This window comes from Pseudomonas protegens CHA0 (assembly GCF_000397205.1).
Taxonomy (GTDB): domain Bacteria; phylum Pseudomonadota; class Gammaproteobacteria; order Pseudomonadales; family Pseudomonadaceae; genus Aquipseudomonas; species Aquipseudomonas protegens.
Genome location: NC_021237.1, coordinates 237,713 through 262,013, shown reverse-complemented (window position 1 = coordinate 262,013; position 24,301 = coordinate 237,713). Strand labels below are relative to the sequence as shown.

At 65.4% G+C, this 24,301-nt stretch carries 22 protein-coding genes; 15 read left to right on the top strand and 7 right to left on the bottom strand.

The features are described 5' to 3' along the window. The first annotated feature begins 3 nt into the window (after nucleotides 1-3). The 8 genes from PFLCHA0_RS01135 (at nucleotide 4) to PFLCHA0_RS01100 (ending at nucleotide 5,246) form a co-directional block, all read left to right on the top strand. Nucleotides 4-465, top strand: a complete 462-nt coding sequence (locus tag PFLCHA0_RS01135; RefSeq protein ID WP_015633729.1) for a nucleoside deaminase — start codon at nucleotides 4-6, stop codon at nucleotides 463-465. Continuing rightward, complete coding sequence (locus PFLCHA0_RS01130; protein WP_011058601.1) at nucleotides 452-1,657, top strand: CynX/NimT family MFS transporter; 1,206 nt, start codon at nucleotides 452-454, stop codon at nucleotides 1,655-1,657. The genes PFLCHA0_RS01135 and PFLCHA0_RS01130 overlap by 14 nt, the downstream gene beginning before the upstream one ends. Nucleotides 1,658-1,807: 150 nt before the next feature. After that, on the top strand, nucleotides 1,808-2,284 hold the full coding sequence (locus tag PFLCHA0_RS01125; RefSeq protein WP_015633728.1) for a DUF6392 family protein: 477 nt from the start codon (nucleotides 1,808-1,810) through the stop codon (nucleotides 2,282-2,284). A 540-nt stretch (nucleotides 2,285-2,824) separates the two neighbouring features. Further along, complete coding sequence (locus PFLCHA0_RS01120) at nucleotides 2,825-3,403, top strand: hypothetical protein (protein WP_015633727.1); 579 nt, start codon at nucleotides 2,825-2,827, stop codon at nucleotides 3,401-3,403. Nucleotides 3,404-3,412: 9 nt separating this feature from the next. Next, nucleotides 3,413-3,628 carry a helix-turn-helix domain-containing protein gene (locus tag PFLCHA0_RS01115; protein WP_011058598.1) on the top strand — a complete coding sequence of 72 codons (216 nt, stop codon included), beginning with the start codon at nucleotides 3,413-3,415 and terminating at the stop codon, nucleotides 3,626-3,628. 75 nt (nucleotides 3,629-3,703) lie between these two features. After that, complete coding sequence (locus PFLCHA0_RS01110; RefSeq protein WP_015633726.1) at nucleotides 3,704-4,375, top strand: hypothetical protein; 672 nt, start codon at nucleotides 3,704-3,706, stop codon at nucleotides 4,373-4,375. A gap of 95 nt (nucleotides 4,376-4,470) precedes the next feature. After that, complete coding sequence (locus tag PFLCHA0_RS01105) at nucleotides 4,471-4,908, top strand: SMI1/KNR4 family protein (RefSeq protein WP_011058596.1); 438 nt, start codon at nucleotides 4,471-4,473, stop codon at nucleotides 4,906-4,908. Continuing rightward, nucleotides 4,905-5,246 carry a hypothetical protein gene (locus PFLCHA0_RS01100; RefSeq protein WP_015633725.1) on the top strand — a complete coding sequence of 114 codons (342 nt, stop codon included), beginning with the start codon at nucleotides 4,905-4,907 and terminating at the stop codon, nucleotides 5,244-5,246. Before PFLCHA0_RS01105 ends, PFLCHA0_RS01100 begins: the two co-directional genes overlap by 4 nt. Nucleotides 5,247-5,309: 63 nt before the next feature. Here PFLCHA0_RS01100 and PFLCHA0_RS01095 read toward each other — a convergent pair whose 3' ends face one another. Continuing rightward, entirely contained in the window at nucleotides 5,310-6,647 is a 1,338-nt protein-coding gene (locus tag PFLCHA0_RS01095) for an aryl-sulfate sulfotransferase (RefSeq protein ID WP_015633724.1), read from the bottom strand. 66 nt (nucleotides 6,648-6,713) lie between these two features. Continuing rightward, nucleotides 6,714-9,086 carry a TonB-dependent receptor gene (locus tag PFLCHA0_RS01090; RefSeq protein ID WP_015633723.1) on the bottom strand — a complete coding sequence of 791 codons (2,373 nt, stop codon included), beginning with the start codon at nucleotides 9,084-9,086 and terminating at the stop codon, nucleotides 6,714-6,716. Nucleotides 9,087-9,240: 154 nt separating this feature from the next. Here PFLCHA0_RS01090 and PFLCHA0_RS01085 point away from each other — a divergent pair, with 154 nt between their 5' ends. Both PFLCHA0_RS01085 and PFLCHA0_RS01080 read left to right on the top strand, forming a co-directional pair. Further along, nucleotides 9,241-10,185 (top strand): LysR family transcriptional regulator, encoded by a 945-nt coding sequence (locus tag PFLCHA0_RS01085; RefSeq protein WP_015633722.1) that lies wholly within the window; start codon nucleotides 9,241-9,243, stop codon nucleotides 10,183-10,185. Nucleotides 10,186-10,418: 233 nt separating this feature from the next. Then, the gene (locus tag PFLCHA0_RS01080; protein WP_015633721.1) at nucleotides 10,419-12,035 is read left to right on the top strand and encodes an alkaline phosphatase family protein; all 1,617 of its coding nucleotides are present in this window, start codon (nucleotides 10,419-10,421) and stop codon (nucleotides 12,033-12,035) included. A gap of 158 nt (nucleotides 12,036-12,193) precedes the next feature. On the opposite strand, the gene PFLCHA0_RS01075 is transcribed toward PFLCHA0_RS01080, so the two are convergent. Continuing rightward, on the bottom strand, nucleotides 12,194-13,099 hold the full coding sequence (locus PFLCHA0_RS01075; RefSeq protein WP_015633720.1) for a TauD/TfdA dioxygenase family protein: 906 nt from the start codon (nucleotides 13,097-13,099) through the stop codon (nucleotides 12,194-12,196). Nucleotides 13,100-13,282: 183 nt separating this feature from the next. On the opposite strand from PFLCHA0_RS01075, the gene PFLCHA0_RS01070 reads away from it, so the two are divergent. After that, nucleotides 13,283-14,203 (top strand): LysR family transcriptional regulator, encoded by a 921-nt coding sequence (locus PFLCHA0_RS01070; RefSeq protein WP_015633719.1) that lies wholly within the window; start codon nucleotides 13,283-13,285, stop codon nucleotides 14,201-14,203. A gap of 160 nt (nucleotides 14,204-14,363) precedes the next feature. Here the strand turns inward: PFLCHA0_RS01070 and PFLCHA0_RS01065 are convergent, their stop codons facing one another. Further along, the gene (locus tag PFLCHA0_RS01065; RefSeq protein WP_015633718.1) at nucleotides 14,364-15,386 is read right to left on the bottom strand and encodes an ABC transporter substrate-binding protein; all 1,023 of its coding nucleotides are present in this window, start codon (nucleotides 15,384-15,386) and stop codon (nucleotides 14,364-14,366) included. A gap of 368 nt (nucleotides 15,387-15,754) precedes the next feature. On the opposite strand from PFLCHA0_RS01065, the gene PFLCHA0_RS01060 reads away from it, so the two are divergent. From PFLCHA0_RS01060 to PFLCHA0_RS01050, 3 genes are read left to right on the top strand one after another with little or no spacing between them, the layout of a single operon-like run. After that, the gene (locus PFLCHA0_RS01060; RefSeq protein WP_015633717.1) at nucleotides 15,755-17,350 is read left to right on the top strand and encodes an ABC transporter permease; all 1,596 of its coding nucleotides are present in this window, start codon (nucleotides 15,755-15,757) and stop codon (nucleotides 17,348-17,350) included. Beyond that, nucleotides 17,347-18,162, top strand: coding sequence for an ABC transporter ATP-binding protein (locus PFLCHA0_RS01055; RefSeq protein WP_011058586.1), 816 nt, complete (start codon nucleotides 17,347-17,349; stop codon nucleotides 18,160-18,162). Before PFLCHA0_RS01060 ends, PFLCHA0_RS01055 begins: the two co-directional genes overlap by 4 nt. A gap of 14 nt (nucleotides 18,163-18,176) precedes the next feature. Further along, entirely contained in the window at nucleotides 18,177-19,787 is a 1,611-nt protein-coding gene (locus tag PFLCHA0_RS01050) for an arylsulfatase (RefSeq protein ID WP_015633716.1), read from the top strand. A 41-nt stretch (nucleotides 19,788-19,828) separates the two neighbouring features. Here PFLCHA0_RS01050 and PFLCHA0_RS01045 read toward each other — a convergent pair whose 3' ends face one another. After that, nucleotides 19,829-20,902, bottom strand: coding sequence for a fatty acid desaturase (locus PFLCHA0_RS01045; RefSeq protein ID WP_041751903.1), 1,074 nt, complete (start codon nucleotides 20,900-20,902; stop codon nucleotides 19,829-19,831). Between the two features lie 99 nt (nucleotides 20,903-21,001). Between PFLCHA0_RS01045 and PFLCHA0_RS01040 the strand changes: the two genes are divergently transcribed. Next, the gene (locus PFLCHA0_RS01040) at nucleotides 21,002-22,006 is read left to right on the top strand and encodes an AraC family transcriptional regulator (protein WP_041751902.1); all 1,005 of its coding nucleotides are present in this window, start codon (nucleotides 21,002-21,004) and stop codon (nucleotides 22,004-22,006) included. Between the two features lie 116 nt (nucleotides 22,007-22,122). Here PFLCHA0_RS01040 and PFLCHA0_RS01035 read toward each other — a convergent pair whose 3' ends face one another. Together PFLCHA0_RS01035 and PFLCHA0_RS01030 are read right to left on the bottom strand one after the other, a co-directional pair. Beyond that, a complete protein-coding gene (locus tag PFLCHA0_RS01035) occupies nucleotides 22,123-23,511 on the bottom strand; it encodes a heavy metal sensor histidine kinase (RefSeq protein WP_015633713.1) in 1,389 nt (462 codons plus the stop codon). Continuing rightward, nucleotides 23,498-24,178, bottom strand: a complete 681-nt coding sequence (locus PFLCHA0_RS01030; protein WP_011058580.1) for a heavy metal response regulator transcription factor — start codon at nucleotides 24,176-24,178, stop codon at nucleotides 23,498-23,500. Before PFLCHA0_RS01030 ends, PFLCHA0_RS01035 begins: the two co-directional genes overlap by 14 nt. Nucleotides 24,179-24,301: the final 123 nt, after the last annotated feature.

Sequence of the window (24,301 nt, the reverse complement as noted above, 5' to 3'; positions counted from 1 at the left end):
TGCATGCACGACGATCAACACTACCTGCAACAGGCCGTGGCACTGGCCCGGCGCAATGTCGAACAGGGCGGCCGCCCGTTCGGCGCATTGCTGGTGCGCAACGGCCGGGTACTGGCCGAGGCGGTGAATGAAATCCACCTCAGCCAGGACCCCACCGCCCACGCCGAGATGCTGGCCATCCGCGCCGCCAGCAGGCAATTGGGCCCGCGCCTGGATGGTTGCGTGATCTACGCCAGCGGCCAGCCCTGCCCCATGTGCCTGGCCGCCATGTACCTGTGCGGCGTGTCCCGCGCGGTATTCGCTGCCAGCAATGAGCAAGCTGAGCCGTTCGGCCTGTCCACCGCGGCCATCTACCAGCAACTGAGCAAGCCCCTGGAAGCCCAGCGCCTGCCGGTGCTGCACCTGCCCCAGGCAGCGATGAGCGCCCTCTACCAGGATTGGCAGGAGCGTCATGCAGCGAACTGAATCCACCTTCCAGCGCTGGGCCGGCTGGGCCCTGCTGGTGTGCCTGGGGCTGAACCTGCGGCCCATCCTCAGCTCGGTCAGCCCGCTGCTCAACGAGATCCGCGGCGCCACCGGCATGAGCTTCCAGAGCAGCGCCTGGCTCACCAGCCTGCCGGTGATCTGCATGGGCCTGGTGGCCTTGCTCGGTGTACGCATCGAAGCCCGCCTGGGCGAGCGTCGGGGCGTTTCCCTGGGCTTGCTGCTAGTGCTGCTGGCCTGCCTGGTGCGGCTGTTCTTCGGCCAGGCCGCGGCCTTGCTCGCCACCGCCCTGCTCGGCGGCGCCGGGGTGGCCTTGATCCAGGCCCTGGTGCCGGCGTTGATCAAGCGCCAGTTCCAGCACCGGGTGGCCCTGGCCATGGGCGTCTACTCGGCCTCGCTGATGGGCGGTGGCGGCATTGCCGCCCTGCTCAGCCCGCAGGTGGCCAGCCACTTCGCCAACTGGCAGGCGGGGCTTGGCGTCTGGCTGCTACCGGCCATGGCGGCGCTGCTGCTCTGGGCCTGCCTGCCCCTGGGCGCCGGCCGCCGCAACGGCAGCCCGGCCCCCCTGGCCGGGCTCTGGAACAACCGCCGCGCCTGGCTGCTGGCGTTGTATTTCGGCCTGGTGAACTGCGGCTACATGAGCATGGTCGCCTGGCTGCCGGCCTACTACCTGCAGATGGGCTGGAGCGCCAGCCAGAGCGGTTCGCTGCTGGCCTTCATGACCCTGTTCCAAGTCAGCGCCGCCCTGCTGATGCCGGCCCTGGCCCAGCGCAGCAGCGACCGCCGCCCGCTGCTGGGCATCAGCCTCGCGGCCCAGGCCGCGGGTTTTCTCGGGCTGGTGCTGTGGCCCTTGCAGAGCCCGCACCTGTGGGTGGCGCTGATCGGCTTCGGCCTCGGAGCGTGCTTTGCCCTGAGCCTGATCCTCACCCTGGATCACCGGCGCGACCCTCGGGAAGCCGGGCAACTGGCGGCTTTTGTCCAGGGCGTGGGCTTTCTGATCAACGCCGTCTCGCCATGGCTCAGCGGCTGGCTGCGGCAAGTCACCGGCAGCTTTGTCAGCGCCTGGTGGGTGCTGATCGTGGGTGTCCTGGCGATGCTGCTCCTGACCCGGATCTTCAGCCCCGCCAGCTATCAGGCCCGGGCCCAGCTCGATACCGCGCCCCAACCGGCCTGACACCGGCCCTCCAACCCACCGCCTGCCAGCACGGCAGGCGGCGTTCTTCATGTCGCCACAGCACCACTATCCTTCTCGACCGGCTAAGATCGGCCGCCAACGCCTCTCGCGACAACGGGCACACACTCAACTCAGGACACAGGAATAGCGATGGACGCTGCAACGATCGGCCGCTGGGTAAGCAGCCTGGGGCTCAGCCATGAAGAACTGATCGCCCGGGGAGAACGCATCGAGACCCCGACGGACAAGATCTACGATGAATTCGATTGGCTGACCGTGATCGTCGAGCCCGGCCTGATGCTGGACTTCTGGGAAGACAGCCTGGCCCTGGAAAAGGTATTGATCGAACTCATGCCCCTTGAACAGGGGCGCTCCTTCTACAGGGGCGAGCTGCCCGCCCCGTTCTCGCGCAGCATGACCCACGCCGACATCCGCAACCTGCTGGGTACGCCCCTGCGATCGGGGGAGCGCAGGCCATCAGCAGATGGGCAATACACGCTCAACGCCTGGGAGAGCTACCGCCTGCCGGAGCACCTGCATCCCGGTGCGCGGGTTGGGTTCGTCTATAGCGCCGACCGGCAGATCAAGGTCCTGTCGTTCGACTTGCTGGAGCCGCAGCGCGACTGATTCGGCCACACAGAGTGGCTCGTGGAAACTCGCGGCGATCCGCCAGGCATCAGAGGACCGGCGCGAGATCGCCAAGCAAGGCCCTGCGGTCCTTTTCGCAGCCTCGCAGGCTCGGCAGCGGCGACAGGAAACGTGGAGGACGACAGAGATAGGTCGGCCGGTAGGCCGCCGGCAGATTTTGATCCTGCTCTGGCTTTTGATCTTACTGCCCCCTTAGACACGATGGCCAAACGCAGGCGAGGCACCGAGTGGAGGGGCAGGAGCCTTTGGTTACTTTGGGCTGGCCGGCATTCCGGGCTTCAAAGTGACTCGCTGCAAGAGCGAAACCATAAGTGGCCGTGACCGCAGCAATGGATAGGTACACCAATAAGACCCCAACCTCAGGTTTTACGGCCACTACGCGCCCGAGCGGGAACAAGCTCCCTCGCCACAGCATGATTCCTGGCCTGGAGTCGTGACGATTATTGAAAATAAATTATTGTAATTCGATAATTTTTTATCAATAATTTGCCACCCCCAAAGTTTTGCAAGGAATAACGCATGAACTCCCAAATCAACGGCTCGGCCCAGTACCGCTTACGACGGGTCGGCCTGCTGGCCGCGATCCTGGCCTGGGTCATGGGCGTGGTGGAGCTGGGCGGCAATGCCGGGCTCTGGATCTACAGCAAGGACCAGGTCCTGGGCGCCCTGCTCGGCGTATTCGCCGAACACTCGCCGCGCCTGCTGGAAGCGGACTTCAAGCTCTCGTCGCTGAGCTTCGCCCTGCTGGTGATCCTCGACTTCCTGCCACTGCTGCTGTCGAGCTTCGCCCTGTACCTGACCGGCGTGTTCTTCCTGCGCCTGTCCCGTGGCGAAACCTGGAGCGATCGCAACATCCGCATCCTCTGGCGCGTGGGCATGCTGTGGATAGTCGCCCCGGCCACATTCCCGATGATGGAAACCCTGCAAGGCCTGGCCCTGTCCATCGACCTGCCGCCCGGCCAGCGCATCCTGCAGATTTCCGCGGGCTTCTCGTCCTACGCGGCCTACGAGGTGGTCAAAGGAATCTTGCTCTGCTCGTTTTCCATTATCATGCGCGACGCCAAAGTCCTCAGTGATGAGCACAGTCACTACATATAGAACAATGAGATGACCATTATCGTTCGGCTTGACGTTGTCATGGCTAAAAACAAGATTCGCTCGAAAGAGTTGGCCGCCATCCTGGGCATTACCGAGGCCAATCTGTCGTTGCTGAAAAATGGCAAGGTCAAGGGGATGAAAATCGAGACCCTGGACAAACTCTGCGCCGCACTCGACTGCCAGCCCGGCGACCTGCTGGAATATCAGGCCACCGAGCCCGCGTGACACCCCCGCGTTTGTTTGATCCGAGTCCCGATCGTTAAAGCCTTACCACTCCTCACGTTGCACATTGGCTTATTCATGACTCGCTACCTGCTCTGCCCGCTGCTTTTGCTCGCCTGTCTTTTGACCGGCTGCGCCAACAAACTCGAAGTGGCGATTGCCGCCACTCCGGCCCCGGACTACTACTTCGACCCTCAGGCCCCGGTGCTGGTAAGCATCAACGGAGCCAACGATGCCCACGGCCTCAACGCCAGCTACTACCTGCGCGACATGGTCGCCGCCCTGCATGGCATGGGTTTCAAGCAGGTCTACACCGATACGTCGCTGCCCAAGAACCATCCGCCGTTCCGAATGAACTTCACCCTCGACGTGGGCAGTGAAAAGGTCAGCTACCGCTACACCGCCACCGACTACGGCCAGGTGCCCAGCAGCACCAAGACGGTGTGCAAGCAGAGCTCCCATAAAGACAAGAACCTGGTGTGCAACAGCACCCCGACCACCACCTGGGGCCCGGTGGGTTCCTCGGAGCGCACCGGCTACACCACCCTCAGTACCTTCAACATCAAGGCCAAGGACGAGCAGAGCCGGCGCACGGTATTCCTGCTGCGGGCCTCGTCCTATAACGAGGACTGCCAGGACGCCAAGGTCGAGGATTTCCTGGTGCAGGAAAGCCTGGACAACCTGGACTTCCGCAACCGGGTGCAGCGCAAATACACCGTCACCCTGCCCGAAGGCCATAGCTGCAAATAAGCGCCTACCCCGCACCGGGCGACACGCCTACAATCGCCCCTCGACGCCCACCCGATCCTCCATCGGGCGGGCGCGGCCCCTCAACGACAAGGCGCATGTCGAGCATGACCCTGGATTGGAATGCCTGGGAAATAGAACCCGGATCTATCGTGGACGAACAGCTGATCGCCCAGGTGCAGCATCGCCTCGGCGTCGAGTTTCCGTCGCTGTACCTGGAGCTGGTGCAGTACGCCGAGGCCGCCACGCCGGGGATCGGCGGCTTCGCCTATGACGGCGGCTACACCTGCATCAGCGAGTTCTTCGAATTCGGCCTGAGCAGCCAGCCCTGGACCCTGCTCTGGTACGCCAGCCCTGGCCGTGTGCCGGGGCTCGCCGCAGGCTGCCTGCCGATTGCCCGGGATGCCGGCGGCCTGCTGATCTGCCTGGACTTCAACAGCCCGGCCGTGGCGGTGGAAATCTTCGACCCCGAGAGCGCCAGCCGTTACCCGGTGGCCGCCGATTTCAAGGCCTTTGTCGAGCTGTGGCAGCCATGAACACACCGCGCAAATGGATAGTCGTGCCCACCAGCAAAGAGGCCCAGCAACGCCTGGACCTGGACCAGTGCCTGCCAGGAGACCTGGAGGAGCTGGCGCTGTCCCCGGAGCAGTGGGCAACCCTGTCCCGCAGCGACCTGCTGCCCAGCTTGAACCGTGCCCTGGGCACCCTGATCGATGACTACGAGGACGCGTCGATCCAGGGCCAGACCGCCCTGGCCACGGCCCTGTCGATCCTGACCCGGGCCGCTACGGCGCAAGACGAACTGCTCCCCAAGCTGATCGCCTTGAATCGTCTGGCCCTGGAACGCGACACCGGCCTGTTTTTCTACTTCTGAGGCCATCCCCAGGGCTGCTCCCGCACCTGATTTGTGGCGAGGCCGCCCGCCCCGGGAACCTGCTCAAATCCCCGCCTGTTTGAGCCCCGAGTCCGGCACGCTCACTGCCGTTTCCGAACGTGGCGTGCCCTGGGGCACCCAGTCGTAACTCACCGGCAGAGCCCGGTACACCCAGTTGCTGATGGCCTCGCTGCCCGGTGCCTTGCCCAGATAGGGGCTGACGTATTCCCAGACGATTTCACCGCCGGCCGTCACCTGGAAGAAGCGCCCGTTCATGCCTTCGTCGATCAGGGTATTGCCGTTGGGCAGGCGCCGCGCACTGCTGATGAACGAGCTGTAGAAAGCCCAGCCCGGCTGCCGGGAACTGGCGGCGCTGTACTGCCAGACGATCTGGTTCTTGATCGGGTCGATCTCCAGCACCCGGGAGCCGGCGATCAGCCCCAGGGGCACCGAGGGGTAACCGGCGGTGCCCTGGTTGTCGAACACCAGCAGATGCCCGGCCCCTGGCAAGCCGGCGGGAATGATGTGGGCGTCATGCTGGCCGACGAACTGGTCCACCGGGCGCGGCACCTTGGCGGCGGTCTTCGGGTTGATCGGCGACAGGTTCGGCCCCAGGCGCCAGACCACCTTGCCGCTGTGCTTGTCGAGGATGGCGATGAAGTTGGCGTTGCGCGAGTCGATCAGCAGGTTGTCCGGGGCGAAGCGTTTATCACCGGCGTCGAACCACTGGTTGGGGCCCACCACGCTGAGGTTGTTGATGTGCAGGTAGTCCGGGTTGTCGGTGCCGTACACCAGCTTCAGTTGCGCCGGGGTAAAGCCGAATTCCTTGAGGTGTTCGGAGGCCAGCCACTGCCATTTGACCTGGCCCTCGGGGCTGACTTCATAGATCGCGTCGTCGATCACCTGGGGCACCTTGAACCCCGCCACCTTGTTCACCTTGTTGGCCAGCACCAGGGTGTTGCCGTTGCTCAGCCGGCGCTGGTCATGATGCTGCTGGGCCGCACCGCCCGGGGCCTGGTCGCCCCACTGCCAGACCAGCTTGCCGTTCCAGTCCAGCTCGCCGACGCTCTGGTTGCCCAGGCCGTTGCCCGCCGAACCCAGGGGCCCGGGCTCCTTGTCCTTGAGCTGCAACAGCACCCGGCCACGCTCGCCGCCCACCAGTTGCGGGTCGATGATGGCCGAGGGGAAACCGGCCTGGGGCCAGTTCTTCACTTCGTTGCCGTTCATGTCGATCAGGTGGGTCTGCTTATCGGCACCACTGAAGATCACGTACTGGTTATAGGCCCTGGCCGGGTCGTAGCGAGTGACGCCGGTGGGGTAGACGCTGGGCGCGGCCTGCACCGCCGAGGCCAGCAGGGCGGTGGACAGCAGCAGGGGCAAAGCGGTGGTGAGGCGCAACATGACAAGCACTCCTGTTCAAGTCGAAAGGCGCCGGAGAACCCGGCGCAAGGTGCGAAAAGCCGGGTATCAGAAATCGTAGCGACCGGTCACGCCCAAGGTCCGCGGGGTGCCCAGCAGGCCTTCGTAACCGCCGTTGCCGCCGGTCCAGAGGGTGGTGTAGTAGGTCTTGTCGAAGGCGTTCTTCAGCCACAGCGAAACGTCCCACTGGCCCTGCTCGTAGTTGCCGCGCAAGCCGGTGGACAGGTTGACCACGGCGTAGCTGGGGATCTGCCCGTACTCGGAATCCTCCACGGTGCCCACCGCCTTGGAACGGAACGCATAGCTGGCGGTGACGTACTCTTCCAGGCCGTTGTCCAGGTTCCACTTGTATTCGCCGTTGGCGTTGCCAATCCATTTTGAGGCGCCCACTACCTGGTGGCCGCTGAGATCGCACGAGGCCGGGGCACCGGGGCGCAGGCTGACTTCCGGCGGGCACGGCGCATCCTTGTAGGAGAGGTAGCGCACGTCGTTGTAGGAACCGTTGAGGTTCAGGGTCAGGCCACGGATCGGCACCAGGGTGCTTTCCACTTCCACCCCGCGCGAGCGCACCGAACCGGCGTTGGTCAGGTACTGCACGCGGTTAACGTCGTCGTAGGCGTTGGTCTGGTAGCCGTTGACCTGGGTCCAGAACAGGTTGGCGTTGAGTTGCAGGCGGCGGTCCCACAGGGTGCTCTTGAAACCCAGCTCGGCGTTGTTGGCCCGCTCGGTGCCGATCAGCAGCGAATCGGCCCCGGCGGTAGGCGCCGACCCCACCGTCAGGTTGACCCCACCGGACTTCTCGCCGTGGGACAGGGTGGCGTAGCCCAGCAGGTCGTCGGTGATGCGGTAGCTGAGGTTGAGCAGGCCCGAGGGGCTGGTGCTGTACTGATTGAGGTCGCCGGAGTCATAGGCTCCGGTGCGCCCGCGCCGCGCGTTGGCGGCGGCGCCGGCCACCGCCACGCCGCCCACCGGGGCGTTGCGGGTCACCCAGGCGCTTTTCTCCTCGTAGGTGCCGCGCAGGCCGGCGGTGAAATCCAGGCGCTCGGTGAGGTGCCAGGTGCCCTGGGCAAACAGGGCGAAGCTGTTGGTCTGGATATGCCCGTTGCCGATGCTGGTGACGTTGCTCAGGGCGCCGGCCGGGGTGCCATTCCAGATGTCCGCCTTGGGCCCGTAATAGGCGAAGGATTTGTTGTCCAGGTCGGAGCCGAAGTAGTAGGCGCCCAGCACGTAGTCGAAGAAGCCGCCGGTGGGCGAGGCCAGGCGAAATTCCTGGGACCACTGCTTGTCTTGCACCGAAACCCCGGCGTTGTAGCTGGCCGGAACGTTGAGGCCATCGTCGTTGCGCGGGGTGAAATTCCACCAGCGGTAGGAGCTGACCGAGGTCAGGGTGAAGTCGCTGGGCAGGGTCCAGTTGGCCTCAAGCGAAGTGCCGCCCTGGAACACCGTCACGTGCTGGTCGTTGTCCAGGTTGACCTTGCGGTGCGAACCATTGACCAGGGTCGCGCCGGCCGCCGCCGCGCGCGACTCGTAGACATTGGTGCCGTTGATGGTCGGCCCGGTGCTGTACAGCACTCGTGTGCCGGCGCTGGAATCCTCTTCGTTGTAGTCGCCGATCCAGCGCAGGTTGAAGCTCTCATTGGGCTTGTACAGCAACTGCCCGCGAAAGCCCTGGCGTGAGCCGCCATTGAGGTCGTGGCCGTCGAATTCGTTCTTGATGTCGCCGTCGCTGCGGGTGCGGTAGGCGGAAAAACGCCCCGCCAGCTCATCGGTCAGCGGCCCGGAAATCGTGCCCTTGGTCTGGAAGTATCCATCCTCGCCGAGGGAGGTTTCGATGCTGCGCTCCGGGGTGAAGCTCGGCGCCCGGGTGCTGATGTTGATCACCCCGGCGGTGGTGTTCTTGCCGAACAGGGTGCCCTGGGGGCCGCGCAGCACTTCCAGCTGCTCGATGTCCATCAGGTCGAACACCGCCATCCCCGGCCTTCCGAGGTAGACGTTGTCGATGTACAGCCCGACGCTGCCTTCCAGGCCGTCGCTGGCCGGGTTGTTGCCCAGGCCACGGATCGACACGCTGGACTGGCGCGCATGCATGTAGGCGACGTTGACGCTGGGCACCAGTTGCTGCAGATCCTGGATGCGGTACACCCGCTGGCTCTCCAGGGCCTGGCCGCTGACCACGCTCATGGGGGTGGGCACGCTCTGGGAGCTTTCCTCGCGTCGACGGGCAGTGACGGTCACCGTCTGCAACTGGCCATCATCGGCCTTGGCCTTGCTGGCACTGCTCTTGGCCGGGGTGGCTTGCGGCGCCGGGGCCTCTTCGGCCCAGGTCGGTGTCCAACTGGCACTGCCGGCCAGCAACAGCGCCAGGGGCAGGCGCTTGAGCCGCCGGGGCGAGAGGGGTGAAGCGAGGGACAACGGGCTCATGGGCGGCTCCTGGTCAGAAAATATACAGCCTTGTATATTCCTTAAAGTTATTTATTTATGTTTTTACAAAGATTTACTGCATAAGAGATTGCCTTTATAAGGAGTCGACCTAATGCATAGCCAATGCATTTCCCCGATATTTTTTATGTGAAAAATGCATATCGACCTGCGCCAGCTCCGCCACTTCATCGCCCTCGCCGAACAGCGCAGCTTTGTCGCGGCCGCAGCGGCGGTGAACCTCTCGCAATCGGCCTTCAGCCGCAGCATCCAGGCCCTGGAACACAGCGTCGGCTGCCAGCTGGTGGATCGCGGGCGCAAGGACCTGGCGCCGACCAAGCAGGGCCAGTTGCTGCTGGAGCACGCGCGCCGGCTGGTCAGCGGCGCCCAGCAGATGGCCAACGAGATCAGCCAGTTCAATGGCCTGGAAGCGGGAGAGTTGCGCTTCGGCTGTGGCCCGGCGCCAGCCGCAGGGCTGATCCCCCGGGCCATCGGCAGCTTCATCGGGCGTTATCCCAAGGCCCGGGTGCAGTTCCAGGTGGATGACTGGCAAAGCCTGAGCAAGCGCCTGCTCAGCGAAGAGTTCGAATTCTTCGTTGCCGACACCCGGCACTTCGAGGCCGATCCGGACTACCTGACCCAGCGCCTGCGCCCGCGCAAATGGCATTTCTGCTGCCGCGCCGGGCACCCCCTGGCCCAGCACGAAAGTGTCAGCGCCAGCGAACTGATGAGCTACCCACTGGCGGTGACCATCCGCCCGCCCAACCTGCGCAAGGTCATTGTCGATCTGAGCGGCAAGCCGGACTTCACGCCCAATGTGGAATGCGAAAACAGCTACAGCCTGCTGGGGGTGGTCATGCGCTCGGACGCCATCGGCATCGTCGGCTCCTACAGCGACGCGTTGCACAACGCCAAGGGCGAGCTGGTGTGCCTGAAGATCGACGGCCTGGCCGACGACCTGGAAGAGCTCTACACCCGCTACGGCATCGTCAGCCGCGCCGGCTATCGCCTGTCGCCTTTGGCCGCGGCGATGATCGACGAGATCAAGCGCATCGACGAACAGGACGAAGAGGTATGCAACCTGGACAACCTCGCCGTGTGAACTGCCCCCACCCGTAGGAGCCGGCTTGCCGGCGAAGAGGCCCTTGAACCTTGCAGCGCGCTCGAGGGCGCCTTCGCTGGCAAGCCAGCTCCTACAAGACCCTGCCGTCCGCACACGACGTGGGGGGCCGGTCGGCATTGCATGAAACGCATCGAAACTATTCGGCAAATGCGCTTGCCGGAAGCCCCCGCCGGAGGCGAAAAACCTCGCCTGTCTTCCCCTCGGTGAACCCCATGTCCAATACCCATCCGCCCGTGCGCAACGTGCTCTACATCATGTGCGACCAGCTGCGCCGGGATTACCTCTCGTGCTACGGCCACCCGCACCTGCATACCCCGAACATCGACCGCCTGGCCGCCGCCGGGGTGCGCTTCAGCCGCGCCTACACCCAGGGCACCATCTGCGGCCCGTCGCGCATGTCGGCCTACACCGGGCGCTACGTCAGCAGCCACCAGGTGGCCTGGAACGCCGTGCCCCTGCCCCTTGAAGAACTGACCCTGGGGGACTACCTGCGACCCCACGGCATCCGCACCGCGCTGGTGGGCAAGACCCACGCCACGCCCAACCTCGACGCCCTGCAACGCCTGGCCATCGACCCCGGGAGTGCCCAGGCCGAGGTGCTCAACGAAGTCGGCTTCGAGCCCTATTTCCGCCATGACGGCATCTACCCCGACGACCCGGTATTCGACGACAAGCGCGAGTCGGCGCCCTACACACACTACCTGCGCGACCTCGGCTACCAAGGGCGCAACCCCTGGCACGACTGGGCCAACGCCGGGGCCGGCGAGCAGGGAGAAATCCGCAGCGGCTGGAAAATGCGCAACGCCCACCTGCCGGCCCGGGTCGCGCAAGAGCACTCGGAAACCGTCTACACCACCGACCGCGCCATCGACTTCATCAGCGAACAAGGCGAGCAGCCCTGGTGCCTGCACCTGTCCTACATCAAACCGCACTGGCCCTATATCGCGCCTGCCCCGTACCACGCCCTGTATGGCCCGGAGCAGGTGATCCCGGCGGTGCGCGCCGCGCCAGGGCAGCTCAGCGATCACCCGGTCTACGCCGCCTTCCGCCAGCATGAAGAAAGCCTGAATTTTTCCCGGGATGAGGTGCGCCTGAACGTGGTGCCCACCTACATGGGCCTGATCAAGCAGGTGGATGACCAGCTCGGCCGGCTGTTTGACTTCCTGCAGAGCAACGGCCGCTGGGACGACACCCTGATCGTCTTCACCAGCGACCACGGCGACTTCCTTGGCGACCACTACCTGGGGGAAAAGGAATTTCTGCTGGAACCGGCGGTGGGCGTGCCGTTGATCGTCCGCGACCCGCGCACGGCGGCAGACAGCAGCCGCGGCACCGTGGACGAACGCCTGGTGGAAACCATCGACGCCCTGCCGACCTTTCTCGAGGCCCTGGGCCTGCCGGGGGCCGAGCATCGCCTGGAAGGCCGCTCGCTGATCCCCCTGCTGCACGGCGCCGAACCGGCCTGGCGCCGCTACGCCATCAGCGAATACGACTACGCCTTCCAGGCCCCGGCGCGAGAGCGCCTGGGCCAGCCCATCGACCGCTGCCGCATGACCATGGTGCGCAGCGAGCGCTGGAAGTACCTGGCCTACGATGGCTTGCGCCCGCAGTTGTTCGACCTGCACAACGACCCCCAGGAGTTGCACGACCTGGGGACCGATCCGGCCTATGCCGCGGTGCGCGAAGAACACCTGGGATATGTGCTGGAATGGCTGCGCGGCCTGAAACGCCGTACCACCATCAGCCATCAAGAAATCGACCTGCGCGGCCAGCGTTTTCGCTACGGCGAGCCGGAAAGCGAAAAGCTGGTACAGATCGGCGTGTGGTAACCCCCACCCGTACCTGCACCTTCCCCCGTAGGAGCCGGCTTGCCGGCGAAGAGGCCCTTGGACCTTGCAGCGCTCTCGAGGGCGCCTTCGCTGGCAAGCCAGCTCCTACAGTGGGCAGGTTCATCGGGTAAATGCCCGTAGGGGCTTGAGGGGGCGGGTCAGAGGCCTTTGGTGGTCTGGCTGCGCTGGCCGTGGACGCCCACCGGGACGTCGCCCTTGAGGGTCACACGGCGCACGATGCGGTCCTGGGTGCCGTAGTCGTCCACGGCATAGTGCTGGGTCGAGCGGTTGTCCCAGATCGCTACGTCCCCTGCGCTCCAGCGCCAGCGCACGGTGTTTTCCAGACGGGTGACGTGGCTTTGCAGCAAGCCGAACAGATGCGCCGAGTCCGCCTGGGAATAGCCCTTGATGCGCTTCACGAAGTGCCCCAGTACCAGGCTCTTTTCACCGCTCTCGGGGTGCACGCGAACGATCGGGTGCTCGGTCTCGAATACCGTGGAGGTGAATACCTTGCGGTAACGCTCCAGCTTCTCCGCCGAAACGTCCGGCTTGGCCCCGGCGTAGTCGTATTCATTGCTGTGCACCGCCCAGAGCTTGTCCGCCAGCTCCCGCAGTTCCGCCGACAGTTCGTTGTAGGCCGTGGCGGTGTTGGCCCAGACGGTGTCGCCACCGGAGGCCGGGGCCACCACCGAGCGCAGGATCGAGGCCTTGGGGTAGGCGTCGACGAAGGTCACGTCGGTGTGCCAGGAGTTGGCCCGCTGGCCCTCGGCGCCATCCAGTTCCAGCAGGTAGCGGGTGCCGTCGCGTACCGGCACGGTGGGGTGGGCCACCGGTTCGCCCAGCAGGTGCGAGAAGGCTTCCTGGCTCTGGTCGTCGAGGTGGGTCTGGCCACGGAAGAAAATCACCTTGTACTGCACCAGCGCTTGTTGGATCGCTTCCACGGTGGCGGCGTCGAGATCGCCGGACAGTTGCACGCCACGGATCTCGGCGCCGATACGGCCGGCCACCGGGTGAATATCAAGGGCATGAACAGCAGGTTGAACGGCTAAGGCGGCATTGCTCATCAGGTACACCCTCATCGGACTGCTTACAGTGGAACCGCCGCGAAACAACGCTCTATCTATATTCAATTTAGATCTAATAGATAACTACATGCTTCGTTGACGGAATAAGAGCTTGCATTTAAAACCTCATTCCTCACTCGTCGCAAATGCCTTCGAGCTATTTTTCGGATGCCGGGAAAGCATATGGATCTTCGCCAATTGCGTTACTTCATCGCCCTCAATGAACACCGCAGTTTTGTCCGCGCCGCCGACGCCATGGGTATCACGCAGCCGGCCTTCAGCCGCAGTATCCAGGGCCTGGAACAGGAGTTCGGCTGCGTGCTGGTGGACCGCGGCAACAAGGATCTGCGCCCCACCCCGGAAGGCCAAGTGGTGCTGCAGCACGCCTTGAGCCTGGTGCAGGGGGCGGCCTTGCTCAGCAGCGAAGTGACCCAGATGACCAAGCTCGACGCCGGCGAAGTGCGCTTCGGCTGCGGCCCGGCCCCGGCGGTGAAGTTGGTGCCCGATGCGGTGGCGCAATTCACCAGTGCCCACCCGAAGGTGCGCACCTGCTTTGCCGTGGATAACTGGGAAAAACTCAGCCGCAGCCTGAACCGCGAAGAGATCGAATTCTTTATCGCCGATATCCGCCATTTCGAAGCCGACCCGAACTACCAGACCCAGCCCCTGACGCCCAAGCGCGGAGTGTTCTTCTGCCGCCCCGGGCACCCGCTGCTGGCCAAGGAGAGCCTGTCCACCAACGACATGTTCGATTACCCCCTGGCCACCACCCTGATCCCCCCGGGGATCCGCAAGCTGCTGGCCAACCTCAGCGGACGCATCGATTTTTCCCCGACCATCGAGACCGAGCACTTTCCGGCGCTGGTGAAGATCGTCCGCCAGTCCAATGCCATCGGCGTGGGCACCGCCGAGGCCTTTGCCGAAGACATCGCCCAGGGTTCGCTGGCGCTGCTGCACTGGCGCAACCTGCCGCAGAACATCGACAGCCTGAATGCCCGTTGCGGCATCGTCAGCCGCAGCGGTTTTCGCCTGTCGCCGGCGGCGCGCAAGATGATCGAAGTGCTGGTGGCGGTGGATCGGCAGGGGCACGCCATCGCCGTGTAGAACAGCTTCGCCGGCAAGCCGGCTCCTACAAGATCCCGCACGATATCCCCGTCGACCGTAGGAGCTGGCTTGCCAGCGAAGAGGCCCTCAAGACCGCCCTCGCCGACAAGCCGGCTCCAGGGTTACGCAAGAGCCGGCTTGCCGGCGAATGGTGCCGACCTCAAAGACCGGCAGCGGCCAACTGCGGGGCGACCCAGGCATCCACCTTGAACGGCTTGCGAATCAAGCGTTCCTTGGCCGCCAGGTCTACCGAATCCTGCAGTTTGCCGAGGAACACCGGGTCCAGGGTCGAGGGGAAGATCTCGCTCAGGCGCTGGTCCTTGAGGTCATCCTGCAAGATCACCGGCGGGTAGCTGGCCAGCCCCGAAACCAGCTGGATGTAGGCTTCCTTGTTGCTGTCCTGGGTCAGCCACTCTACGGCCTGCTGCTGGGCCTTGAGCAGTTTTTCCACGGCCTCGGGATGTTCGTCGACAAACTTGCCGGCGCCCACCAGCACGCTCTGCACGCTGCCTGCGCCGCCCAGGTCCTTGGTGCTCAGGGGCAGTTCGGCCAGGCCTTTGCTGCGCAGGGCCGAGAGCCCGGTGCTGCCCCAGGAGGCGTCGATCTGCTTGGCCGCCAGGGCCGCCACCGCCGCGTTGAAGTCAAGGTTGACCACCTTCAGGTCCTTCTCGCTCAGGCCCCGGCTGGCCAGGGCCGCGTCGAACGACAGCTGGGTGGCGGTGCCACGGAACACCGCTACGCGCTTGCCCTTGAGGTCTTCCAGGGTCTTGATCCCCGAACCCGGCACCACCCCCAGATAGTGCTTGACCCCACGGGCCGAGGCGCTGAGCAGGCGGGTATCCAGGCCGTTGGACTTGCCGATGATGGCGGCCAGGTCCCCCAGGTACGCCAGGTCCACCTGGCCGTTGGCGAAGGCCTCGTTGATCACCGGGCCTGCGCCCTTGAAGAAATTCCACTGGATCTTGATGCCCTGGTCGGCGAAGGCCTTTTCAAAGATCTGTTGCTGGCGCAGCACATCCACCACCCCACCGCCGCTGTGCTGGGTGCCGGCACTGAGGTCGGGCACGGCAATGCGGATTTCCTTGAGTTCGTCGGCCTGGGCCAGCAGCGGCAGGCAGCCCAGGAGCCCCGCCAGGGCCGGGGCGGCGAACAGGCTGATGACGCGTTTGAAGGGAAGGTTCATGGGTGCGGCTCCTGGTGGCAAAGGCTGAGAGGAGCAAAAGGTAGGCACGGAATCGTTCAACATTTAAATACTATAAATTCACATTTTAATAACTATATCGAATAAATCAGCTGCCACGGGCGTCCCCGGGGATATGCATGAAATGCATGAAAAATATTCTTCAAATGCATTGGATGCGTGTCGGCGAGAAGCCTTAAATGGCCTTTCTTATCTCTTAATAGAATCGATAAGAATTTTAATAGACCACAAATGCATAACACGTAGAAACCGCCTTGCCAGCGAACAGACCCTCAAACGCTGATTCGCCGACAAGCCAGCCCCTACGGCATCGACCCACGCCATGCAGTACCCGACGACGGAGGTCATCCATGGCCCGTGTTTCCCTGCTCAGCCTGCCCCTGGCGGCGCCGTCCGACGGACGCCCGGGCTGGCCCCTGATCAGCCAGCGGCTGCTGCCCTGGCTGTTGCCCATCAGCCTGTTAGCCCTGTGGTGGCTGGCCAGCCGCAATCAATGGATGAGCGAACAGATCCTGCCGGCCCCGGCCCTGGTCTGGAGCAGTGCCCTGGAGCTGGCCCACGGCGAGCTGTGGAGCCATCTGGCGATCAGCCTGCAACGGCTGTTCTGGGGCCTGCTGGCGGGTATCGCCGCCGGCGCCCTGCTGGGGGGTGCCCTGGGCTTCAGCCGACGCCTGGAGCGCCTGGTGTTTCCCACCTTCGGCGCCCTGTCGCAGATCCCCACCCTGGCCTGGATCCCGTTGTTCATGGTGTTTTTCGGCATCGGCGAAGTGCTCAAGCTGGTGGTGCTGATCAAGGCGGTGGTGGTGCCCGTGACCCTGCACACCCTGGTGGGCGTGCGCGATGCCCAGCCCCGGCTGCGGGAAGCCGCCGCGGTGCTGCGCCTGCCGCCGGCGCTGCTGGTGCGCCGCCTGGTGCTGCCCGCTGCGCTGCCGGCCTTCATGGCCGGGGTGCGCCTGGCGCTGGCCACCGGCTGGACCTCGCTGCTGGCAGTGGAACTGCTGGCCTCCAGCGAAGGCATCGGCTACCTGATGGTCTGGGCACGCCAGCTGTTCATGCTGGACATCGTCTTCGTGTGCATCCTGGTGATCGGCCTGCTGGGGGTGTGCATGGACCGCGGCATCGGCTGGCTCGACCGCCGGCTGGTGCACTGGCCGCACCCGGCCACCGCCGAATTCCGTCGCGGCCCGCGCTACCAGGGCTGGCAGCGCCTGCAACCCTGGCTGCTGCCCCTGGCGCTGCTAGCCCTGTGGCAAGTGGCGAGCGACCAGCAGTGGGTCGACCCGAACATCCTGCCCAGCCCCCTGGCGGTACTCGCCACCACCGGCAACGGCCTGCTCGATGGCAGCCTGCTGGGGGGCATGGGCCTGAGCCTGGGCCGCACCCTCGGCGGCCTGCTGCTGGGCGGCGGCCTGGGCTTTGCCTTTGGCCTGCTGCTGGGCCTGTCGCGGTTCAGTGAACGCCTGCTGGGCCCGACCCTGGCCGCCATCCGCCAGATCGCCATCTTCGCCTGGGTGCCGCTGCTCACCGCCTGGTTCGGCCTGGGGGAACTGGCCAAGTGGGTGTTCGTCGCCCTGGCCGCATTCTTCCCGCTGTTCATCGCCACCCAGCGCAGCGTCGCCCAGCTCTCGCCGCAACTGGCGGAAGCCGCCCAGGTACTGCGCCTGAACCTCTGGCAACGGCTGCGCCGGCTGGTGCTGCCCGGCGCCGCGCCGGGGATTTTCGCCGGCCTGCGCATCAGCCTGATCTACGCCTGGCTGGGCACCATCGGCGCGGAATACTTCATGCCGTCCAACGGCGGCATCGGCAGCCAGATGATCAGCGCCCAGCAACTGCTACGCATGGACCTGATCATGGCCGGCATGCTCCTGGTGGGCCTTACCGGGGCCCTGCTCAACCTGATCGGGCAACAACTCGAACTTCGCGCCACCCGCTGGAGACACGCATGAACGCACCCCTGGTCAGTTTCACTCACGTGGGCAAGACCTTCGCCGTCGCCGGTGGCGAGGTGGAGGCGATCCGCGAATTCAACCTGGACATCGCCGAAGGCGAGTTCGTCGCCATCGTCGGTTCCAGCGGTTGCGGCAAGTCCACCCTGCTGCGCCTGCTGATCGGCCTGGACACCGAGTTTCGTGGCCAGATCCGGGTCGACGGCAAGGCCGTCAGCGGCATCGGCGGCGAGCGCGGCATCGTGTTCCAGGAACACCGCCTGTTCCCCTGGCTGACGGTGGCCGAGAACATCGGCCTGGGCCTGGTCAACGAGCCCCTGAGCGCCGCCGAGCGCCAGCAACGGGTCGGCGAATTCATCGAACTGGTGGGCCTCAAGGATTTCACCCGGGCCTATCCCCACCAACTGTCCGGCGGTATGGCGCAACGAGTGGCCATTGCCCGGGGGCTGGTAGCCAGCCCGCGGATCCTGCTGCTGGACGAACCCTTCGGCGCCCTCGACGCCCTGACCCGCCAACAGATGCAGGACGAACTGCTGGCGATCCGCGAGCGGGCCAAGATCACCACGGTGCTGGTGACCCACGATGTCGAGGAAGCGATTTTCCTCGCCGACCGGGTGGTGGTGATGGAACCGCGCCCGGGGCGGATCAAGCGCGTGGTCGAGGTGGCCCTGCCCCACCCGCGCCAGCGCAGCAGTTTCGACTTCCACCAACTGCGTGAGGAGCTGCTTCACGAACTGACCCGCGACGAGCTCTACCAGGCGCCTTCGCCGGTACAGATCCGCGACCTGCCCCTGACCTTCATTGCTTGCTGAACAGGAGTGACTCGATGCCGCAACGTCCCAACTTCCTGGTGATCCTGGCCGACGACCTGGGCTTCTCCGACCTCGGCGCCTTCGGCGGCGAGATCGCCACGCCGAACCTCGATGCCCTGGCCTTCAACGGCCTGCGCCTGACCGACTTCCACACCGCCCCCACCTGCTCGCCAACCCGCTCCATGCTGCTCACCGGCACCGACCATCACATCGCCGGGATCGGCACCATGGCCGAAGCCCTGACCCCCGAGCTGATCGGCAAGCCGGGCTATGAGGGTTACCTCAACGACCGCGTGGTGGCCCTGCCGGAACTGCTGCGCGAGGCCGGCTACCAGACCCTGATGAGCGGCAAATGGCACCTGGGGCTGACTGCCGAACGCGCGCCCCATGCCCGGGGCTTCGAGCGCTCGTTCTCGCTGTTGCCGGGGGCGGCCAACCACTACGGCTTCGAGCCGACCTACGACGAGCACACCCCCGGGCTGCTCAAATCCACGCCGGCGCTGTACATCGAGGACGACCGCTTCATCGATGAACTGCCAGCGGGTTTCTATTCCTCCGATGCCTTTGGCGACAAGCTCTTGCAGTACCTGAAAGAGCGCGACCAGAGCCGGCCGTTCTTCGCCTACCTGCCGTTCTCGGCGCCCCATTGGCCGCTGCAGGCTCCGGAGGAAATCGTCGCCAAGTACCGGGGCCGCTATGACGCCGGCCCCGAAGTGCTGCGCCGCGAGCGCCTGGAAAAACTCCAGGCCCTGGGCCTGGTGGACCCGCAGGTCGAGCCCCATCCGCTGATCAACCTGAACGCCGAATGGAACGCCCTCAGCGAAGAACAGCGCCAGGTGTCGGCACGGGCCATGGAGGTGTATGCGGCGATGGTCGAGCGCATGGACTGGAACATCGGCCGGGTGGTGGACTACCTGCGCCAGCAGGGCCAGCTGGACAACACCCTGATCCTGTTCATGTCCGACAACGGTGCCGAGGGCGCGCTGCTGGAAGCCTTCCCCAAGTTCGGCCCGGAGCTTTTGACCTACCTCAACCAGCACTACGACAACCGCCTGGAGAACATCGGCCGGGCCAACTCCTACGTCTGGTACGGCCCGGCCTGGGCCCAGGCGGCCACTGCGCCATCGCGGCTGTTCAAGGCCTTCACCACCCAGGGCGGAATTCGCGTGCCGGCGCTGCTGCACTACCCGCAACTGCCGCTCAAGGGGCAGATCAGCCACGGCTTCGGCACGGTGATGGACATTACTCCGACCCTGCTCGACCTGGCCGGCGTGCGCCACCCGGGCAAGCGCTGGCGCGGGCGCGATGTGGCGCCGCTGCGGGGCAAGTCGTGGCTGGGCTTTCTCTCCGGCGAAACCGCCCGGGTGCATGACGAACAAACGGTAACCGGCTGGGAGCTGTTCGGCCGCCGGGCAATTCGCCAGGGCCAGTGGAAGGCGGTGTACATCCCCGGCCCCGTGGGCCCGGCGACGTGGCAGCTGTACGACCTGGGCCAGGACCCGGGGGAGATTCACGACCTGGCCCACAGCCAGCCGGAAAAACTGCGCACCCTGCTGGAAGAATGGCAGCGCTACGTGGATGAAACCGGAGTGATCCTCAGCGAATCACCGTTCCAGCCGGATTGAGCTTGTAGGAGCTGGCTATCGGACCGTGTAAAAGCCGGCTCCTACGCTCGCACAGCCTCCCCCGCATCCCCCTGCGCCTGTTCCACAGGATGAAAACGGTTGGCCCGGGCAAAGGTGCCGAAATCGTTGAAGCGCACGCCCATCTCGGCCATCACTTTATGCGCCACCGATGCCGTCATCTGGCGGATGTAGAACGGCTCCCTGACCACGAAATGGTGGATGCCGTGGGTGCTGCCGAAGTTGCAGCAGAAGGCCTGCAACGGCCACATCCACCAGGGGTTGAGTACCTGGGTCTGCTGGATCACGTTGCCCGGCTCGATGTCGCCGTAGTAGTGCATGTTGGAACTGACAAAGTGCAGGCAGAAGGTGCGCAGCACGTTGGGGCCGATGATCACCACCACGGCGATATCGACGTAGTGCATCAGCGACACGGTGTCTTGCGACCACTGGATCGGGCTGCCCAACAGGGCGGCCACGCCGTTGGCCCCATGAAAGCCCAGGAACACATACCAGGCGCCCCAATGCAGCAATGCCAGCGGCGCGTACACCGCCAGGGTACGAACGAGGATGCCCAGCTTGCGCCTGGCCCCCGGCGCCCGCAGCAGGCGGATGAAGGCCGCCATCATGTTGTCCCCCACCATCAGCAGGCGGGCGATGCCCCAGGGCTCGCCGTTGGTGATGGCGCGCTCCTCGATGTCGCTCTCGCTGCCGGACACCTTGTGATGATTCAGGTGCAGGTGGCGGCGCACCCAGGGGTTGATGGTGCTCGGCCGCGCCAGCCACACCAGCCCCAGCATCAGGTTGTGGGGCAGGCGCTGCTTGCGAAAGTACATACTGTGGATCAGGTCGTGTTCCAGCTCGTGGGTCAGGGAGGCGAAAAAGGCATTGAGCAGCAGGCACGCCCACCAGGCCAGGTGCCCCGTGACATAGAGCAGCGCTGACCCCAGCATCCCCGACAGAGCGAACGCAAGGATCCCCGCGCCCAGCGCGTCCTGGTGCCGCAGCAAAGGAAAACGCTGGCGCAGTTCATCACCCCGGGCCAGGACCACCTGGCGTATATGCGCCGCCCGCTGCTGTGCGTTCATCCGCTCGGGGCTTGCAGAAATACCCTGCATGATTCCATCCTCTGGTCAGTGATGTGTGCATCCTGCCCCGAGCCCCGGCTCCGGGCGCTAGCCGTAAACGCCAACCTGTTGACCGGACGCGCCAATCGCATGACCGAAGCCACCTCCCTTGCCAGCTGGACCCGCGCCTTGCGCAAGCAACTGGACGCTCTGGACCTCGACAGCGCCGCACTGTGCCGCGAAGCCGGGCTCGACCCGCAATTGATGGACGACCCCAACGCCCGCTACCCGCTGTCGGCCACCACCCGCCTGTGGCATCTCGCCGTGCAGGCCAGCGGCGACCCGGCCATCGGCCTGCGGGTGTCGCGCTTTGTCAGCCCCACCACCTTCCATGCCCTGGGCTACGCCCTGGTGGCCAGCGGCAGCCTGCGGGAAGTGTTCGAACGCATCGTGCGTTATCACCAGGTGGTCAGCGACGCCCTGGAACTGGCCCTGACCCGGGAAGCGGACCGCTACCGGTTCTTCCTCAAGGTGCCGGAGGGCTCGCCGCAACCGGCCTTCGAAGCCATCGACGCCTTTGCCGCGATCTACGTGCGCACCTGCCGCAACCGCCTGGGCCGTGACTACGCGCCGCTGGCCGTGCAATTACGGCGCCCGGCCCCGGCGGACCCGAGCCAGTGGCACAAGGTATTCCGCTGCCCGGTGCAGTTCGCCGCCGTGGACGACTGCCTGGAGTTCGGCCTGCACGATTTCGACAGCCACCTGGACGACGCCAACCCGGAGCTGGCCGAGCACAACGAAGCGGTGCTCAAGCGCACCCTCCTGCAACTGCGGCCCCTGACCTGGGAGCGCAAGGTACGCGGGGTGATCGAAGCCCAATTGCCCGAAGGCGAACCTTCGGCGGAGCGAGTGGCCCAGGCCCTGCACCTGAGCCTGCGCAGCCTGCAACGGCACCTGGCGGATGAAGGCACGCGCTTTGACACCCTGCTCAACGAATGCCGGGAAAACCTCGCCCTGCTGCACCTGCGGGACCTGGAGTGCTCCCTGAGCGAGATCAGCTACCTGCTGGGCTTTGCCGATGCCAGCAGTTTCAGCCGGGCATTCAAGCGCTGGACCGGGATGACCCCGGGGCAATTTCGCGACGGCCTGCGCTAAGCCCCAGCAGCCTTGTAGCCGCTGCTGAGCCTGCGAAGCTGCGAACGACCGCAACGCGGGCGCAAATACTGCAGACCGCTGAAGGCCTGGCGGCCTTGTCGCAGCCTCGGCAGCGGCTACAGGAGGGGGAAGCCCAGTTCGAATACCGTGGCCTGCTCATCGCTCGTGACCCGCACCTGGCCGCCATGTAGCAGCATGATCGAGTGCACGATGGCCAGCCCCAGGCCCCCGGAGTCCCCCGGCTCGGCTCGGGACGGGTCGACCCGGTAGAAACGGTCGAACAGCCGGGGCAGGTGCTCGGGGGCGATCGCCGGGCCCTGGTTGTGCACCTGCAACCAGCACCAGCCCGCTTCGTCGTGGCGCCGCAGGCGGATCAGCGACCCTGCATCGGCATGACGCACGGCATTGGCCAGAAGGTTGCCCAGGGCCCGTTGCAGCAATTGCTGGTCAGCCCGCAGCTCGCCGGAAAAACCGTTCTCCAGGCGCAACTGGCGGTCGTCGGCCAGGGCTTCGAAGTAGTCGCACAGTTGCGCCCCGACACCGGCCAGTGACAGTACCTGCAGGTCCAGCACCGCATCGGCCTGCTCGGCCCGGGCCAGGAACAGCAGGTTCTCGGCCATGCGTCCCAGGCGCTCGAACTCTTCCATGTTGGAGGCCAGCACTTCCTGGTACTCCGCCGCACTGCGCGGCTGGTTCAAGGCCAGGCCATTGCTGCCCAGGAGGTTGTGCAACGGCGTGCGGATCTCGTGGGCCAGGTCGGCGGAAAATTGCGACAGACGCTCAAAGCTCTCTTCCAGCCGCGCCAGCATGGCGTTCAGGGCCTGCACCGGCTCGTGGAATTCCGCCGGGATGCCGTTGGTGTGCAGGCGCCGGTCGAGGCTGCGCAGGTCGATCTGGCGGGCCGCTTCGCTGAGCTGGCGCAAGGGCTGCAAGCCCCGGCGCAACAGCAGCAGGCCCAGGGCGAAGGCCAGCAAGGCCCCCAGCCCCACCGCCAGGTACAGGCGCAGGCGGTAACTGGCGAGCATCTGCTCGCGCTCGCTGAGAACCTTGCCGGCGACCACAGTCAGGGCTTCGCCCTTGGGCCCCCGGGCCTGGCCCGCCAGCAGCGCCACCGGCACATCGTCCGGCCCCGGCCAGAGGCGGACATCGGTGCGTTGCGGCGCCTGTTGCAGCGCAATGGGGTCGAGCGCGGGCAGGGGCTGCCGGCGCGGGTTGATGTCGATCACCGTCGAGCCATCGGCCCGCAGCACCAGCAGCAGGCTTTCCTGGTTGCCCAGCATGTTCTGGTACAGCCGGGGCCGGGCTTGCAGGGCATCCAGGCTGTCGCTGTCCTGCAGCAGGGCCCGCACCTGTTCCAGGCGGCCGAGCAGGGCCAGGTCGTCGCGGTAGGCGATTTCCCCGGCCAGGGAACGGTAGAGGAACACCCCGATCACGCTGAGCACCAGGGCGCAGACCGCGGCAAAGGCCAGGGCCAGCCGCCAGGCGATGGAACTAGAGCGCTTCATCCGGGGCTTCCAGCTGGTAGCCGACGCCACGCACGGTGTGGATCAGCTTGGGCATGTAGGGGTCGTCGACCTTGGCCCGCAACCTTCGTACCGCCACTTCCACCATGTTGGTGTCGCTGTCGAAATTCAGGTTCCACACCTGGGAGGCGATGAGGGTCCGCGACAGCACTTCGCCCTGGCGGCTGGCCAACAGGTGCAGTAGGGCGAACTCCTTGTTGGTCAGGGCGATGCGCTGGCCGCCACGGCTGACGCGACGGCGCAGCACGTCGATCTCCAGGTCGGCGATGCTGAAGGACTCGGCCTCGCGCAGCGGTCCGCGGCGCAGCAGGGTGCGCACCCGGGCCAGTAGCTCGGCAAAAGCGAAGGGCTTGAGCAGGTAGTCGTCGGCGCCCAGTTCCAGGCCGCGGACCCGATCCTCGATAGCGTCGCGGGCGGTGAGGAACAGCACCGGGGTGGCACCGCGCTGGCGCACCAGTTGCAGCAACTGCCAGCCGTTGAGGCCGGGGAGCATGACGTCGAGGATGATCAGGTCGTACTCCTGCTGCTCGATGAAATAGCGCCCGTCCAGGCCGTTCAGGGCCACGTCCACGGCAAAGCCGGATTCTCCCAGGCCCTTGGCAAGGAAATGGGCGGTCTTGGCTTCGTCTTCAACTACCAGCAAACGCATGGCGCACCTCGGAAATGATCGGCACAGGCTAGGCGCCCGACGCGCGCTTGCCCATTACAAACTTGTAATCAAGACGACGGAGTTCTGACGGAGTGCGCTGGCTAAGGTGGCCACCGGTCTTTA

Coding starts and splice junctions, on each gene's coding strand:
- PFLCHA0_RS01135 (WP_015633729.1), top strand. CDS start 4: ATGCACGACGATCAACACTACCTGCAACAGGCCGTGGCACTGGCCCGG.
- PFLCHA0_RS01130 (WP_011058601.1), top strand. CDS start 452: ATGCAGCGAACTGAATCCACCTTCCAGCGCTGGGCCGGCTGGGCCCTG.
- PFLCHA0_RS01125 (WP_015633728.1), top strand. CDS start 1,808: ATGGACGCTGCAACGATCGGCCGCTGGGTAAGCAGCCTGGGGCTCAGC.
- PFLCHA0_RS01120 (WP_015633727.1), top strand. CDS start 2,825: ATGAACTCCCAAATCAACGGCTCGGCCCAGTACCGCTTACGACGGGTC.
- PFLCHA0_RS01115 (WP_011058598.1), top strand. CDS start 3,413: ATGACCATTATCGTTCGGCTTGACGTTGTCATGGCTAAAAACAAGATT.
- PFLCHA0_RS01110 (WP_015633726.1), top strand. CDS start 3,704: ATGACTCGCTACCTGCTCTGCCCGCTGCTTTTGCTCGCCTGTCTTTTG.
- PFLCHA0_RS01105 (WP_011058596.1), top strand. CDS start 4,471: ATGTCGAGCATGACCCTGGATTGGAATGCCTGGGAAATAGAACCCGGA.
- PFLCHA0_RS01100 (WP_015633725.1), top strand. CDS start 4,905: ATGAACACACCGCGCAAATGGATAGTCGTGCCCACCAGCAAAGAGGCC.
- PFLCHA0_RS01095 (WP_015633724.1), bottom strand. CDS start 6,647: ATGTTGCGCCTCACCACCGCTTTGCCCCTGCTGCTGTCCACCGCCCTG.
- PFLCHA0_RS01090 (WP_015633723.1), bottom strand. CDS start 9,086: ATGAGCCCGTTGTCCCTCGCTTCACCCCTCTCGCCCCGGCGGCTCAAG.
- PFLCHA0_RS01085 (WP_015633722.1), top strand. CDS start 9,241: ATGCATATCGACCTGCGCCAGCTCCGCCACTTCATCGCCCTCGCCGAA.
- PFLCHA0_RS01080 (WP_015633721.1), top strand. CDS start 10,419: ATGTCCAATACCCATCCGCCCGTGCGCAACGTGCTCTACATCATGTGC.
- PFLCHA0_RS01075 (WP_015633720.1), bottom strand. CDS start 13,099: ATGAGCAATGCCGCCTTAGCCGTTCAACCTGCTGTTCATGCCCTTGAT.
- PFLCHA0_RS01070 (WP_015633719.1), top strand. CDS start 13,283: ATGGATCTTCGCCAATTGCGTTACTTCATCGCCCTCAATGAACACCGC.
- PFLCHA0_RS01065 (WP_015633718.1), bottom strand. CDS start 15,386: ATGAACCTTCCCTTCAAACGCGTCATCAGCCTGTTCGCCGCCCCGGCC.
- PFLCHA0_RS01060 (WP_015633717.1), top strand. CDS start 15,755: ATGGCCCGTGTTTCCCTGCTCAGCCTGCCCCTGGCGGCGCCGTCCGAC.
- PFLCHA0_RS01055 (WP_011058586.1), top strand. CDS start 17,347: ATGAACGCACCCCTGGTCAGTTTCACTCACGTGGGCAAGACCTTCGCC.
- PFLCHA0_RS01050 (WP_015633716.1), top strand. CDS start 18,177: ATGCCGCAACGTCCCAACTTCCTGGTGATCCTGGCCGACGACCTGGGC.
- PFLCHA0_RS01045 (WP_041751903.1), bottom strand. CDS start 20,902: ATGCAGGGTATTTCTGCAAGCCCCGAGCGGATGAACGCACAGCAGCGG.
- PFLCHA0_RS01040 (WP_041751902.1), top strand. CDS start 21,002: ATGACCGAAGCCACCTCCCTTGCCAGCTGGACCCGCGCCTTGCGCAAG.
- PFLCHA0_RS01035 (WP_015633713.1), bottom strand. CDS start 23,511: ATGAAGCGCTCTAGTTCCATCGCCTGGCGGCTGGCCCTGGCCTTTGCC.
- PFLCHA0_RS01030 (WP_011058580.1), bottom strand. CDS start 24,178: ATGCGTTTGCTGGTAGTTGAAGACGAAGCCAAGACCGCCCATTTCCTT.